At 68.7% G+C, this 14,503-nt stretch carries 12 protein-coding genes; 8 read left to right on the top strand and 4 right to left on the bottom strand.

Annotated elements, in window-relative coordinates; genetic code table 11:
• Window positions 1–29: 29 nt before the first annotated feature.
• Window positions 30–509 (bottom strand): MarR family winged helix-turn-helix transcriptional regulator, encoded by a 480-nt coding sequence (locus ACFULV_RS24270; protein WP_378660435.1) that lies wholly within the window; start codon window positions 507–509, stop codon window positions 30–32.
• A gap of 87 nt (window positions 510–596) precedes the next feature.
• On the opposite strand from ACFULV_RS24270, the gene ACFULV_RS24265 reads away from it, so the two are divergent.
• Both ACFULV_RS24265 and ACFULV_RS24260 read left to right on the top strand, forming a co-directional pair.
• Window positions 597–2,174 (top strand): DHA2 family efflux MFS transporter permease subunit, encoded by a 1,578-nt coding sequence (locus ACFULV_RS24265; protein WP_378660433.1) that lies wholly within the window; start codon window positions 597–599, stop codon window positions 2,172–2,174.
• Between the two features lie 144 nt (window positions 2,175–2,318).
• Complete coding sequence (locus ACFULV_RS24260; RefSeq protein WP_378660430.1) at window positions 2,319–2,897, top strand: DUF2867 domain-containing protein; 579 nt, start codon at window positions 2,319–2,321, stop codon at window positions 2,895–2,897.
• 9 nt (window positions 2,898–2,906) lie between these two features.
• Here ACFULV_RS24260 and ACFULV_RS24255 read toward each other — a convergent pair whose 3' ends face one another.
• The gene (locus ACFULV_RS24255; protein ID WP_378636616.1) at window positions 2,907–3,908 is read right to left on the bottom strand and encodes a methylenetetrahydrofolate reductase; all 1,002 of its coding nucleotides are present in this window, start codon (window positions 3,906–3,908) and stop codon (window positions 2,907–2,909) included.
• 250 nt (window positions 3,909–4,158) lie between these two features.
• On the opposite strand from ACFULV_RS24255, the gene ACFULV_RS24250 reads away from it, so the two are divergent.
• The 4 genes from ACFULV_RS24250 to ACFULV_RS24235 all read left to right on the top strand — a co-directional run bounded on the left by ACFULV_RS24250 (window position 4,159) and on the right by ACFULV_RS24235 (window position 9,827).
• Window positions 4,159–5,313, top strand: a complete 1,155-nt coding sequence (locus tag ACFULV_RS24250) for a polyprenyl synthetase family protein (RefSeq protein ID WP_378660573.1) — start codon at window positions 4,159–4,161, stop codon at window positions 5,311–5,313.
• 13 nt (window positions 5,314–5,326) lie between these two features.
• Window positions 5,327–6,913 (top strand): phytoene desaturase family protein, encoded by a 1,587-nt coding sequence (gene crtI, locus ACFULV_RS24245; protein ID WP_378660427.1) that lies wholly within the window; start codon window positions 5,327–5,329, stop codon window positions 6,911–6,913.
• Between the two features lie 101 nt (window positions 6,914–7,014).
• Entirely contained in the window at window positions 7,015–8,676 is a 1,662-nt protein-coding gene (locus ACFULV_RS24240; RefSeq protein WP_378660424.1) for an alpha-(1->6)-mannopyranosyltransferase A, read from the top strand.
• A gap of 32 nt (window positions 8,677–8,708) precedes the next feature.
• A complete protein-coding gene (locus ACFULV_RS24235) occupies window positions 8,709–9,827 on the top strand; it encodes a phytoene/squalene synthase family protein (protein ID WP_378660421.1) in 1,119 nt (372 codons plus the stop codon).
• A 32-nt stretch (window positions 9,828–9,859) separates the two neighbouring features.
• Here the strand turns inward: ACFULV_RS24235 and ACFULV_RS24230 are convergent, their stop codons facing one another.
• Entirely contained in the window at window positions 9,860–10,228 is a 369-nt protein-coding gene (locus tag ACFULV_RS24230; protein WP_378636605.1) for an Rv2175c family DNA-binding protein, read from the bottom strand.
• Between the two features lie 125 nt (window positions 10,229–10,353).
• On the opposite strand from ACFULV_RS24230, the gene pknB reads away from it, so the two are divergent.
• A complete protein-coding gene (gene pknB, locus ACFULV_RS24225) occupies window positions 10,354–12,273 on the top strand; it encodes a Stk1 family PASTA domain-containing Ser/Thr kinase (RefSeq protein WP_378660571.1) in 1,920 nt (639 codons plus the stop codon).
• A gap of 78 nt (window positions 12,274–12,351) precedes the next feature.
• Here the strand turns inward: pknB and ACFULV_RS24220 are convergent, their stop codons facing one another.
• Window positions 12,352–13,737: a class II 3-deoxy-7-phosphoheptulonate synthase gene (locus ACFULV_RS24220; protein WP_378636602.1), complete on the bottom strand. Its 1,386-nt coding sequence runs from the start codon at window positions 13,735–13,737 to the stop codon at window positions 12,352–12,354.
• A 178-nt stretch (window positions 13,738–13,915) separates the two neighbouring features.
• Between ACFULV_RS24220 and ACFULV_RS24215 the strand changes: the two genes are divergently transcribed.
• Complete coding sequence (locus ACFULV_RS24215) at window positions 13,916–14,413, top strand: polyadenylate-specific 3'-exoribonuclease AS (RefSeq protein WP_378636821.1); 498 nt, start codon at window positions 13,916–13,918, stop codon at window positions 14,411–14,413.
• The last annotated feature ends 90 nt before the right edge of the window (window positions 14,414–14,503 follow it).

Below are 14,503 nucleotides of genomic sequence, written 5' to 3'. Positions count from 1 at the left end.
CCCTTGGGCGCCCCGCAACGTCGACTCGACTACGGGGCGCCCTTCGGCTGTCCGGGGTCCATCGCCGTGCGCAACCGCTCGAGCAACCGCTCGAACTGCGCGAGCTGGTCGGGCTCGTATTCGGCGAGGATCGCGTCCTGCTCGGCGTTGATCGGGTGGAAGAACTCGTCGGCCAGCTGTCGAGCGTTCGCGCTGCACCGCAACGTCACGACCCGGCGATCGGCGTGCTCGCGGCTGCGGGTGATGTATCCCGCCTGCTCCAGCCGGTTGAGCAGGGTGGTCATCGCCCCCGAGGTCAGGGTGATCCGCTTGCTCAGCAGCGCGGGAGACAGCGGTTCTTCGGCGTGTTCGGCGGCCGCGATCTCCATCAGCGCGAAGGCGTCGGTGGAGTGCACGCCGAGCGTTTCCGCGAATCGGCGGCCCAGTTCGGTGAAGCTCGCGCCGTAGTCGATGAGCCCCGCGGCGAGCCGCTGCCGCCGCATCGCGACATCGCCGGATGTCTGCTCCACCATCTCTTCCTCTCGTCGACCACCGATTGACAACTTACCGGCCCGCCATTTACCTTCATTGTAAAGTAACTTTACGACGGAGGTATAGTGCGGACAGAAACCGAGACTCCACCGCTGCGCTTGTGGCTGGGGCTGATCGCCGTCTCACTCGGCGTCGCGTTGATCGTGGTCGACCTGACGATCGTGAACGTGATCCTCGCGCCGATCGTCGAGGACCTGGCGATCACCTCGATTCAGGCGCAATGGATCCAGGAGTCGTACGCGATCGTTTTCGCCGCGCTCCTCCTGGTCGCCGGCCGACTCAGCGATCTCTACGGCGCACGCAGGCTGTTCCTGATCGGGCTGGCCGTCTTCGGCGCCACCAGCCTGCTCGCCGCGCTCGCGCCCAGTGGCGGCCTGCTCATCGCGGCCCGCTTCCTGCAGGGCGTCGGCGGGGCGATGATCCTGCCGACCTCGCTGGCTCTGGTGAACGCGGCATTCACCGGAAAGGCTCGCGGACAGGCCTTCGCGATCTGGGGATCCACGATCGGCGCGGCCGCGGCGCTCGGCCCGCTGCTCGGCGGCTGGCTTGCCGACTTCTCCTGGCGGTGGGCTTTCGGCATCAACATCCCCGCGGTCGCGCTGATCATGGTGGCCGTGCTGATCCATCTCCCCGCCGCACCGAAGAACGCCGGTCGCGTCGATTGGCTCGGAGCGGCCCAGTCCGCACTCGGCCTCGGGCTGCTCGCCTTCGCCATGATCGAGGGTCGGCACTACGGATGGCTGGTCGTCACCGAGCCGCTGAGCATCGGCGGGTTCGCTTGGCGCAGTGGGCCTTCACCAGTTCTCGTCGCGTTCGTCGGCGCCGCCCTCGCCCTCGGGCTCTTCTGGCGCCGACAGGCGCTACTCGGACGTACCGACGGGGAACCGCTGCTCGACGTGCGGCTGTTCTCGATCGATTCGTTCCGCAGGGGCAATGTGGTGACACTGATCGTCGGCGTCGGCGAGTTCGGCATCATCGCGGTCCTGCCGCTGTGGATGCAATTCGCCCTCGACTACACCGCGCTGCAGGCCGGGCTCGCCCTCCTGCCGCTCGCGATCGGCAGTTTCGTCGCCAGCGGCGCGAGTTTCTCGCTGACGGCCTCGGTCTCGGCCTTGGGCCAGGTCAGGATCGGCTTGCTGCTCGAAGCGGCCGGACTGGCGCTGCTCGGATTGTTCGCCGCGGCGGACAGCAGCTGGTGGTCGATCGCGCTCGCGCTGTTCGTCTACGGCATCGGCGTCGGCTTCGCTACCGCCCAGGTCACCAATATCGTGCTCGCCGACGTGCCGGGCGAGAGCGCGGGACAGGGCTCGGGAATCCAAAGCGCGGCACGCGAACTCGGCTCAGCACTGGGCATCGCCGTCCTCACCACCATCTACTTCAGCACCGTCGGCACCGGCCTGCGCGACCGCCTGACCGACGCGGGCCTGCCCGAACCCGAAGTGCGGCAACTGGAGTCGACCGTCACCGACAGCGCCGGTTCGGCGATCGGAGCGTTCGCCGAAAACCCGGACACAGTGCCCATCGCGGAAGCGGCGCGCGCGGCCATGGCCGCAGGCATCGAGGTGGCGAGCTACCTGTGCGCCGGCCTGCTCGTGCTCGCCTTGGCCACTACGGCATTCGTCAAACCCGAACGACACGAGTAGCACCAGTTCACCGGGGGCCCGGACTCGTTTCGCGGCCCCCACGCTCTCGTCAAGCCCGCATCAATCACACCCCCCTTCTATACGTAGGCGTATATCAGCGCTACTCTCGACTTATACGCCGCCGTACACATGGAGGTTCCAGCTATGCGACTACCCGAATCGGCCCACACCGGCCAACCCTGGCGCATCCACGAGATCGCTCCCGACTTCCATGTCGAGGACATCTGGAAATTCCGGACCCCCGGTGGCGGTCCCGACGACTTCCCCGCCCTGCTCGCCGCCCTCCAGGCCGAACGCGCCTCCGAGTCCACCGGCATCAGCGGCCTGCTGTTCAAGATCCGCTGGAAGCTGGGCGAACTGTTCGGCTGGGACCGCGAAGACGCAGGCACCGGCACCCGGGTCGCCTCCCTCCGCGACCGCCTCCCCGCCGACCTGCGCGACACCGACGTCCCGACCGACGACAGCCCCCTCACTGCCCTCTACGTCCTGGACAACGAATACGCCGCCGAAATCGCCAACGGCACGATGCACGGCATCATGCACCTGGGCTGGGTCCCCGACAACACCGGCTACCACCTACAAATGGCCGTCCTGGTGAAGCCCAACGGCTGGTTCGGCCGCTTCTACATGGCCTTGATCAAGCCCTTCCGCTACGGCATCGTCTACCCGGCGATGACCCGCAGCTGGGAACGCACCTGGAACGACCTGGCCGTCACGCGGTAAGCCCTGTTCCTAGGCGCTGAGGGGGGCGGCGGATACTCCGTAGCCGAGGTTGGTGAGGACTTCGCTGGTGGCCTTGGCGAAGTTCAAGGTGATGAAGTGGAGGCAGGGGGCGCCTTCTTCGGTGAGGCGCTGGGCCATTTCGGTGGCGATCTGGATGCCTTCGGCGCGGACGGCGGCACGGTCTTCCTCCGGGCCGGTGCCTGCCGCGCGGGTGAGGCGGGCTACCACGTCGGCGGGGACGGGGCGGCCGCTGAGTTCTTCGGCGCGGGCGACCGTGCGCAGGGAGGTGATGGGCATCAGCTCGGGGATGATCGGCTTGGCGCCCTCGATGGGGTCCATGGCGATGACGCGGTCGCGCAGACGCAGATAGTGCTCGACGTCGAAGAACATCTGGGTGATCGAATACTCCGCTCCCGCACGGAGTTTCGCCGCCAGGTGGTGGGTGTCGTGGTCGAGGTCGGGCGAGCGGTGGTGGCCCTGGGGGAACGAGGCAACGCCGACGTGGAAGTCCCCGAGATCGCGCACGATGCGGACCAGTTCCTCTGCGTATTCGACCCCGCCGGGATGCTTGGCCCATTCGCCCAGCGGGTCACCGGGCGGGTCACCGCGCAGGACCAGGACATTGCAGATGCCGGAGTCGGCGTACGAGCCGATCAGGGAGCGCAGTTCGGCGATGCTGTGCCCGACCGCAGTGAGGTGGGCGACCGGGAGCAGGGTGGTTTCCTGCGCGAGCGCACCGGTGATACGCACGGTGCGGTCGCGGGTGGAACCGCCCGCGCCGTAGGTCATCGACACGAAGGCGGGATGCATGCGTTCGAACTCGCGAACCGCGCGCCACAGCCGAGCCTCGCCCGCTTCGTCGCGCGGAGGGTTGAACTCCACGGAGAACGGCACGCCGTTGCCCGAATGGGTGCGCAGACTCTGCACCACCGAGGGGGTGTTCGAGACGATCGACGGCCGCTGGGCGGGTCGATCTGGGGTCGAACTTCCCCGTCCATTGTCGAAATCCACCGGCCCAGTCTAGTGGGAGGCGATGACGCCCCGGCACCGACTGGGAAACCGGGCGCCGAACACCGGACAATGCGTCAAGGCCGATGGACATGCCCGCGGGCGGCAGCACCGCGGAAACCCGGATGTGGGCTGCGTCGCAGCGGCCCTGTGCGCCGCGAGCGCGCCCGGTCCGCCCGCGTATCGTTCGAGACAACGCTGGTGACCGCACCACCGAGTGCCCAACCGGTCCCGCTGTTCGCCCACTTCGCCCCTGGAGGCCGCCCTGTCCGCCGGAATCGGTACCCCGCTATCCCGGTCCGCCGCCGACGCTCTGACCTCGGTCGATCTCGTCGCGCTGACCCCGGGCACACCGGCCTTCGTCGCCGCTGTCGAACAGGTGCTGACCAGTTTCTTCGCCACCCGGCGTGAGATCGTCGAGCCGCTGGGGCCCGTCTTCCTCGACGCCGTCGAAGCGCTCGGACAGTTCGTGGTTCGTGGCGGCAAGCGCACGAGACCGGGATTCGCGTGGACCGGCTGGCTGGGCGCCGGTGGCGATCCCGCCGGGCCGGATGCCGCCGCCGTACTCACCGCCTGTTCGGCCCTGGAATTGGTGCAGGCGTGCGCGCTCGTGCACGACGACATCATCGACTCCTCGCGTACTCGGCGCGGGTTCCCGACCGTGCACATCGAGTTCGAGGATCGGCACGCGGCGGCGGGCTGGCCCGGCGACGGCGCCGCCTACGGCTCGGCGGTCGCGATTCTGATCGGCGATCTCGCGCTGGCCTGGGCGGACGATCTGGTGCACGAGGCCGGTTTGAGCCCGCGAGCGCTTGCCCGGTTCGCGCCGGTGTGGGCCCGGATGCGGACCGAGGTGCTCGGTGGGCAACTCCTCGACATCAACGGCGAGGCGGGCGGCGACGAGTCGGTCGAGGCCGCGTTGCGGATCAACCGGTACAAAACCGCCGCGTACACGATCGAACGCCCGTTGCATCTGGGCGCGGCGCTGGCGGGTGCCGACGAGGCGCTGGTGGACGCGCTGCGGATCTACGGAACCGACGTGGGGATCGCGTTCCAGCTGCGTGACGACCTGCTCGGCGTGTTCGGCGACCCGGCGGTGACCGGGAAGCCGTCGGGCGACGACCTGCGGGAGGGCAAGCGGACCGTGTTGATCGCCGAGGCGCTGCGCCGGGCCGATCCGGCCTCCGCCGCGCTGATCCGGACCGGCCTCGGCACGGACCTCGACGACGGCGCCGTCGACCGGCTGCGCGCAGTGCTCACCGACCTGGGCGCGGTCGACGAGGTGGAGCGCCGGATCACCGAGCTCACCGACACCGGGCTCGCCGCCATCGCGACCAGTTCCGCGACACCGGAGGCCAAGCAGTTGCTCCACACCATGGCACTGGCTGCCACTCGCCGCGCAGCCTGATAGGAAAAGTGTTGTGGGACAAGGGAATCACGTCGTCGTAGTCGGAGCCGGGCTGGCAGGTCTAGCCGCCGCGCTGCACCTGCGGGGCGCGGGTCGCGAGGTGACGGTGCTGGAACGGGCCGATCATCCGGGCGGCCGGGTGGGTCGATACCGGTTCGACGACTACGAGATCGACAGCGGCGCAACGGTACTCACCTTGCCGGAGGTGATCGACGACGCGCTGGCCGCCGTCGGGCACACCAGGCAGAGCGTGGGCCTGCGCATCCACCACCTCGCGCCCGCTTATCACGCACGCTTCGCCGACGGCAGCGACATCCGCGTCTTCGACGACGCCGATCTGATGGCCGCCGAGGTCGAAAGTGCTTGTGGGCCTACCGAAGCGCGCAACTACCGCCGACTGCGCGACTGGCTCGGCCGCGTCTACGACGCCGAGTTCGACGAGTTCATGAACGCCGATTTCGATTCGCCGCTCGATATGGTGCGCACCCCGCGCTCCAGGGCCGCGCTCACCGCGCTCGCCAAGCTCGGCGGCTTCGGAAAACTCGGGCCGCGCGTACGGTCCTTTCTGGGCGACGAACGACTGACCAGGCTGTTCACCTTTCAGGCGCTGTACGCGGGCATGTCGCCGGACGACGCGCTCGCCGTCTACGGCGCGATCCCGAACATGGACACCTGCCTGGGTGTCTACTTCCCCGAAGGCGGAATGCGCGCGATCACGGCGGCGCTCGCCGAGGCGTTCACGGCCGCGGGTGGTCAGCTCGTACTGAATGCCGAGGTCGACGGCATCGACTATCGCCCCGGACGGACACCGAACGGACAGGGGCAGAAGGGCCGTGGCCGACGCGCCGAAGCGGTGCGCACCGCCGACGGGCGCACCTACCCCTGCGACGCGGTGGTCCTCACCGCCGACATCGGCTCACTGCCGACATTCGGCCTGCGCCACCGTCGCGGCCTGCGCGCCTCTCCCTCGGCCGTCGTCGCCCACGGCACCATCCCGGCCGAAGTCGCCGCATGCTGGCCCGTACAGGCCCATCACACCATCGAGTTCGGCGCCGCCTGGGCACAGACCTTCGCCGAGATCGCCGCGCGCAAGGGCCGCGGCCGGCTCATGAGCGATCCGTCGCTGCTGCTCACCCGGCCCGCGCTCACCGACGCCGACCAGTTCGTCGACCGGGCCACCGGGCGCTTCGAACCGCTGTCGGTGCTCGCGCCGTGCCCCAACCTGACCGCCGCCCCGCTCGACTGGGACCGGCTCGCCCCCGCCTACCTACGCGAACTGCTCGGGGTACTGGAGCAGCGGGGCTACACCGGCATCGCCGAATATTTCCACGTCGACCACCTCGACACACCCGCCACGTGGGCCGCCCAGGGCATGATCGCGGGCACACCGTTCTCCCTCGCCCATGTATTCCGGCAAACCGGGCCCTTCCGGCCACGCAATCTGCCAAGGGGCGTGGACAACGTCGTTCTCGCAGGTTGCGGCACCACTCCGGGGGTGGGTGTGCCCACCACACTGCTGTCCGGCAAGCTGGCGGCGGCACGAATCACCGGCAGCCGGGCACACGCCGGTACCGACCACCGGGTTAGTGTTCCAACTTGAAGCCGTAAACTGACGGCCGACTTATCAGCTCGCGGTTGCGACCGCCGACCATCCGGGGGGACCGACCGAACATGCCGCCCTCCGAGACGACCGTAGGCACCATGGACAACACGCGCACCCTCGAGCGCCAGCGTCACCTACCCGCCGGGAGCGACCCGGGCGTCCGGACCTGGCTGCGCACCGCAGGCGAGTTCGCCAGGAGCCCCGAGGGCCACGCTGCTCTGATGGGTTTCTTCGGCGCCATGATGATCACCTTCGGTGGCTTCGGTGCGGGGGCTGTTCGCAAGCGCGATCCGCTGCTCGAAGCGCTGCACCTGTCGTGGCTGCGATTCGGCCACGGATACGTGCTGTCGACGATCGTGATCTGGATCGGCGTGCTGCTGATGATCACGGCGTGGGTCCGGCTGGGTCGCACCACCATCGGCAAGGGCGAATCGACGGTCACGCTCAACGAGTTGCGGGCGATCGTCGGAATCTGGATCACGCCCCTGCTGTTCGCGGCGCCGATGTTCAGCCGTGACTCCTACTCCTACCTCGCCCAGGGTGCCCTGTTGCGTGACGGTTTCGACCCCTATCAGGTGGGTCCCGTCGCCAATCCCGGCGTGCTGCTGGACAACGTGAGCCCGGTCTGGACCACCACCACCGCCCCGTACGGCCCCGTCTTCTTGTTGATGGGCCGTGCGATCACCTCGCTCACCGGCGAGAACGTCATCGCCGGGACCATCGCGCTGCGCGTCGTCATGCTGCCCGGACTGGCGCTGATGATGTGGGCGGTGCCGTATCTGACCAAGCATCTGGGCGGAAAGCCGACGGTCGCGCTGTGGCTGGCCGTGCTCAACCCGCTGGTGCTGGTGCATCTGATCGGTGGCGTGCACAACGAGATGCTGATGGTCGGGCTGATGTGCGCGGGCGTCGCGCTCGTGCTCGAACGCCATCATGTGGCCGGCATCGTGGTGGTCGCCATCGGCGTGGCGATCAAGGCGACGGCAGGCGTGGCACTGCCGTTCCTGGTGTGGATCTGGATTCTGCACGAGAAGGAACGGCGAGCCGCCGAGCGGCGAGCCGCGGTGGATTCCGACGCCGCACTCGCCGAAGAACAGAAACACCCCGACGCTGCCAGACCGTCCGCGGATATGCCGCACCCGCTGTTCGTCTTCGCCAAGATCGCCGGTATCGGCGTGGGCGTGTTCGCGCTGGTGTTCGGCGCGGCGTCGGTGATCGCGGGAGTCGGCTTCGGCTGGGTCACCGCGTTGCAGGGCTCGAACAAGATCATCAACTGGCTGTCGCTGCCGACGATTCTCGCGCACATGGTCACCTGGGTGACCCCGCTCGATTTCAACTCCGTCCTGGACGTGACCCGCCTGCTGTGCCAGATCGCCATGGTCGCGCTGCTCGTCGCAACCTGGTGGCGGTTCCGGCACAGTGAGCGTGAGGCAGTGATGGGCATCATCATCGCGTTCGTCGCGATCGTGCTGCTCTCCCCCGCCGCGCTGCCCTGGTACTACTCGTGGCCGCTCGCGCTGGCCGCCGGGTTCGCGATGTCGACCCGCACGTTGATGTGGCTGGTCGGGATCTGCACATGGCTGATGCTGGTGTTCCAGCCCGACGGGTCGATCGGCCTCTACAACTTCTGGCATGTCGCGCTCGCGACCTTCGCCGCCGTGGTCGCGGCGGTGTCGCTGCGCACCGTCGATCCGCTGCATCTGCGTTCGGCCGGTTCGAAGGCCGTTGCCACGGAATCGGCGCCGCCAGTTCGAGCATGAGCCCTCGCGCGCAGAGGCCTCGACGCGACACCGTGAACGCGCCCGGCGATGCCCGACCGCTGACCGCCGATCTGGATGCGGCCTACGCGAGCTGCCGGCGGATCGCCGCCGAGCACGGGCGCACCTACTACCTGGCCACCACACTGCTCTCACCGGAACGTCGGCGGGCCGTACACGCGCTGTACGCGTTCGCCCGGATGGTCGACGACATCGTCGACCATGCCGACAACCCAGCCCGCGTCCTCGACCCCCGCGACGGCACCCGGCACAGCCTCGCTCCGACCGAACTCATCGCTGGTCGACGCGCCCCAGCGCGGCTCGCCGGAACCGCGGCCCAGCCGCACGCTCCCGTACCGAGTGAACCTCCGCAGGTCGTCGACGTCTCCCCCGCCCAGCACCTCGACCTCGTCGAGAAACACCTGCGACTGGCCCTCGAACACGGCGACCTCGACACCACCGACCCGCGCCGCCATCAGATCATCACCGCGGCCGCGGACACCATCAGCCGCTACGACATCGCGCACACCCACATCTGGACTTTCCTCGACGCCATGCGCATGGACGTCCCCGGTACGGCCACCCACCGCACCCGCTACGCCACGATGAGCGAGCTCCGCGAGTACATGCGCGGATCCGCCGCGGCCATCGGCCTGCAACTACTGCCGGTCCTCGGCACCGTCGTCCCCGTCACCGAGGCCGAACCGGCCGCCGCGGCCCTCGGCGAGGCCTTCCAGCTCACCAATTTCCTGCGCGATGTCGCCGAAGACCTCGACCGCGACCGCGTCTACCTGCCCCTCGACGAGCTGACGGCGTTCGGCGTGGACGAAGCCCACCTGCGCGACTGCCGTCATCGGGGCCACACCGACGCACCGCTGCGGCGCGCGCTGGCCCACCTGATCGCCGTCAACCGCGACATCTACCGGCAAGCCGTCCCCGGCATCGCCCTGCTCGCCCCCCGCGTACGCCCGGCGATCACCACCGCCGCCATCCTCTACGCCGAAATCCTCGACCGCATCGAAGCGGCCGACTACCAGGTCTTCACCACCCGGGCCACGGTCCCCCGCCGTCGCCGAATCCTGGTCGCCGCCAAGGGTTTCACGACCCCCAGCGGCGACCGCCAGTCACTGCGGTTCGCCGGCAACGGCCACTGATCGTGGTCGCGCGCGATCCTGCGGTGTGACGGTCAGAAGGGTTCGGCGTGCGCGCGGCGAACCACCTCGCGGGCCAATTGCCCGTGCAGAGCGTCCACCGGGCGACCGGGCAGGGAGGGGTCGTCGGTGTAGAGCCAGCCGAGGATGTCCTCGTCGGTGTACTTCGCGTCGCGCATGACGGTGATCACGCCCGGAAGCATGCGGACGATCTCGTCCTCGGAATCGAAGAAGCGGGACGGAATGCCCGCGACGCCGTCGCGGCGGATCGCGAGGATCTGGTGGTCACGCAGCAATTGGTGCACCGAGGTGACCGGGATGCCGAGAATATCGGCCGCCTCGGGAAGCGAGACGATGGTTTCGGTGTCGGGCAGCACGTCGTCGCTGCAGGGGAAGGCACTCACTCCCACAACGGTAGTACGTGTCGGCGCGCACGCATCGTCTGGCATGCCCACACCACCCGGTTACCATCGTGGTGGCCGCACACGGCGGCCGGTTGAATGCCGGAGGACATCACTTGATCGGCCAGATGCTGGAAGGGCGCTATCGCATCGATGCGCCGATCGCTCGCGGCGGGATGTCGATGGTCTTCCGCGGGACCGACACCCGGCTCGATCGCCCCGTCGCGATCAAGGTGATGGACCCGAAGTTCGCCGGTGACCCCCAGTTCCTCAGCCGTTTCGAGTTCGAGGCACGGGCGGTGGCCAAGCTCAAGCATCCATCGCTGGTCGCCGTGTACGACCAGGGCGTCGATGGCGAATACCCGTTCCTGATCATGGAATTGGTCGAGGGCGGCACGCTGCGTGAGCTGCTGCGCGAACGCGGGCCGATGCCGCCACACGCCGTGCGCGCCGTGGCCGAGCCGGTGCTGCGCGCGATCGGCACCGCCCACGACGCGGGCCTGGTCCACCGCGATGTGAAGCCGGAGAACGTGCTGATCTCCGACGCGGGCGAGGTGAAGATCGCCGACTTCGGCCTGGTCCGTGCCGTGGCCGCCGCCAACACCACCTCCGCGAGCGTGATCCTCGGCACGGCCGCCTACCTCTCCCCCGAGCAGGTCACCACCGGCACCGCCGATGCCCGCAGCGACGTGTACTCCTTCGGCGTCCTGATCTTCGAACTGCTCACCGGGCGGGTGCCGTTCACCGGCGACAACTCGCTGTCGGTGGCGTATCAGCGGGTCGAGAACGATGTGCCCGCCCCGAGCAACTTCATCGGTGGCGTACCGCCCGAATTCGACGCGTTGGTCGCCAAGGCCACCTCCCGCGACCCCGCGCAGCGCTTCGCCGACGCCAACGAGATGGCGGCGAAACTGCAGACGATCGCGATGGAGCTGAATCTGCCGCCCTACCGGGTGCCCGCACCGCGCGATTCGGCCGAACATCTCAGCGAGAGCTATCAGACCGGCGCCGCGCATCATCCCGGCGAGCGCCCGGCAACCCCGCCGCCGATGGCCGCGCACCATTCCCCCGCGCCCGAACCACACCACACCCGGGTGGTTACCGCACCGCGCCCGCGCCCGGAGGAGTACGCCCCCGCACCGGCGGCGAGCGCGTTCGGCGGTGGCGACGATCATTCGCGCCGAACAGGTTTGGTGTGGGTGGGCATCGTCACCGCGCTGACCCTGCTGGTCGGTATCGGCGGCTGGTGGATCGGCGTCGGCCGCTACACCGCGGTGCCGCCGATCGCGGGCATGGACTCCGAGCGGGCCGTCGCGGTCCTGCAGGAAGCCGGTTTCGAGACGGAGTTACGGCAGAAGGCCTCCGACACGGTCCCGGTGGGCGGGGTCGTCGGCTCCGATCCGTCGGCCGGGTCGCGGGTGACCAAGAGTTCCACGGTCGCGGTGCTGATCTCCAACGGCAAACCGCGGGTGCCCGACATCAAGCCCGGCGACCAGCTCAGCGCCACCAACCAGGCGATCCGCGATGCCGGTTTGCAGCCCATCGACAGCGGCGAGGCGGCCAGTACCGCACCGAAGGGTTCGCTGGCCAAGGTGGAGCCCGCGCCGGGCACGATCCTGCCGATGGGCGCGCAGGTGAAGGTGTACCGCAGCAAGGGTTCCCAGCCGGTGAACGTGCCCGATGTCCGCGGCAAGACCGCCGAGGAGGCAGCGAGTGCGCTGACCACCGCGGGCCTGGTCGTTCGCGAGACACGCGTGCAGTTCGACAAGAGCGTCGAGGGCGACAAGGCCATCGCCACCGAGCCGGCCGTCGGCACCACCCTGCAATCGGGCGATACCGTGACGCTGATCGTGTCGAATGCGGTCAAGGTCCCCAATGTGATGGGTCAAAGCGTCGGCAGTGCCCGGTCCAAACTGCAACAGCTCGGTCTACGGGTCGAGGTCAAATCCCTCACCGATTCGGACAGTTCCCTGGTCATCGGCCAGGTACCCGGCTTCAACTCGAATGTGGAGGCGGGCAGCGTCGTCACGCTCACCGCCCTGCCTTGAAGGGGCAAGGATCCCGAGAAGGACAAAGAAAAGCCCGGGCGCGGTCCCCGCTGACCGCCCCGGGCTCGTCCCGCTGGTTCAGCGCAGCATTTCCGCGACCAGGAACGACAGTTCCAGGGACTGCTGGGTGTTCAGGCGCGGGTCGCAGGCCGTTTCGTAGCGGCCGCCGAGGTCGAGATCGGAGATGTCCTGGGCGCCGCCGAGGCACTCGGTGACGTTCTCGCCGGTCAGCTCGATGTGCAGCCCGCCGGGGTGGGTGCCGAGGGCGTGGTGCACCTCGAAGAAGCCCTGGACCTCGTCGACGATGCGGTCGAAGTGGCGGGTCTTGAAACCGGTGGACGACTCGTGGGTGTTGCCGTGCATGGGGTCGCACTGCCAGATGACCTGGTGGCCGGTGGCCTGCACCTTCTCGATGATCGGGGGCAGCACATCGCGCACCTTGCCGTTGCCCATGCGGGCGACCAGGGTGAGCCGGCCGGGCTCGTTGTTCGGGTCGAGCCGCTCGACGTATTCCACGGCCAGTTCCGGCGTGGTGGTGGGCCCGATCTTGAGCCCGATCGGGTTCGCGAGGAGTTCGGCCAGCGCGATGTGGGCGCCGTCGAGCTGACGGGTGCGCTCACCGATCCACAGGAAGTGCGCGGACAGGTCGTAGAGCAGCGGTTCACCGGTCTCGGACTCGCTCAGCCGCAGCATCGCGCGCTCGTAGTCGAGGACCAGCGCCTCGTGTGAGGCGTAGATACGCGCGGTCTTCAGGCTCGGGTCGTTGACCTGACAGGCGGCCATGAAGCGCAGACCGCGGTCGATCTCCTCGGCGAGGGTCTCGTAGCGCGCGCCCGCGGGCGACTGGGCGACGAAGTCGCGGTTCCAGTCGTGCAGGCGGTGCAGGTCGGCCGTGCCCGCGCTGGTCAGGGCACGAACCAGGTTCATCGCGGCGCTGGCGTTGGCGTAAGCACGGACCAGACGCGACGGGTCGTGGCGACGCAGAGCCTCGTCGGCGACGAGCGAGTTCACCATGTCGCCGCGGTAGGACTTCAGGCCCAGCGCATCGGTGTCGGACGAGCGCGGCTTGGCGTACTGGCCCGCGATCCGCGCCACCTTCACCACCGGCATGCTCGCGCCGTAGGTGAGCACCACGGCCATCTGCAGCAGCGTGCGGATATTGCCGCGGATGTGGGGCTCGGTGTTGTCGGCGAAGGTCTCCGCGCAGTCACCGCCCTGCATGAGGAACGCCTCACCGCGCGCGACAGCGGCCAGCTGCGCCTTGAGGTCCTCCACCTCGGCGGGCAGGCAGATCGGTGGCACGCTCTCCAGCACAGTGCGCATGGTGGCGGCCTCGTCGGCGTCCCAGGACGGCTGCTGCAGGGCGGGCCGGGCCAGCGCGGCATCGAGGCGACCACGCAGCTCTTCGGGCAGCGGCGGCAGTTCCGGCAGGCGGTCAATGGGTACGTCGACGGTCCAGGTCACCAGATCAGAATACGACCCGCGCGCACGGGCGACTATCCGGCGTACCCGCGAAGCCACCGCCGACCCGTGCGAAACACGCACAGAGCGCCCACATAGGGTTTCGTCGACCCATCGTGGGGTCCATCGCCCGTCGCGCCGGAGCCCACGAGCAACCCACCGGCACGAAGAGGCGATCTCCCTGCGATATTTCTACGATTCGGAATTCATCGAGGATGGGGTGACGATCGACCTGATCTCGATCGGCGTCGTCTGTGAGGACGGGCGCGAGTACTACGCGGTCTCCACCGAATTCGACGCCGGGCGGGCCGGGCCGTGGGTGCGCAAGCATGTGCTGCCGAAGCTGCCGGCCGCCGGGTCGCCGCTGTATCGCACCAGGGAACAGATCCGCGACGACCTGTTCAAGTTCTTCCTGCCCCGGCCCAGCGTGCAGCCGGAGCTGTGGGCCTGGGTCGGCGCGTACGACCACGTGGCGCTGTGCCAGCTGTGGGGTGACATGACAGCGTTGCCCAAGGGCATGCCGCGCTACACCAACGAACTGCGCCAGCACTGGGCCGTCAACGGCAGCCCCGCCCTGCCGCCCATCCCCGATGACGCGCACGACGCACTCGCCGACGCCCGCCACAACCTGGCCAAGTTCGAGGCCATCGAGACATATCGGCGCACTCCGCGCCTGTAGAACACCGCGCCTGTAGAACACCGCGCCGGTAGGACAAAAGCGAAGGCCCCGAGTCGAATTCGACTCGGGGCCTTCGTTGTTCGCGATGCT

The sequence above is a fragment of the Nocardia sp. NPDC057272 genome (assembly GCF_042668615.1).
Classification (GTDB): domain Bacteria; phylum Actinomycetota; class Actinomycetes; order Mycobacteriales; family Mycobacteriaceae; genus Nocardia.
The sequence above is the reverse complement of the archived record's forward strand: the minus strand, read 5'-3'. Positions and strand labels throughout refer to the sequence as shown.

Bases quoted from the DNA above. Each gene is read 5' to 3' on its own strand.
- ACFULV_RS24260 (WP_378660430.1), top strand. From the start codon at position 2,319: ATGCGACTACCCGAATCGGCCCACACCGGCCAACCCTGGCGCATCCAC.
- ACFULV_RS24240 (WP_378660424.1), top strand. From the start codon at position 7,015: ATGGACAACACGCGCACCCTCGAGCGCCAGCGTCACCTACCCGCCGGG.
- pknB (WP_378660571.1), top strand. From the start codon at position 10,354: ATGCTGGAAGGGCGCTATCGCATCGATGCGCCGATCGCTCGCGGCGGG.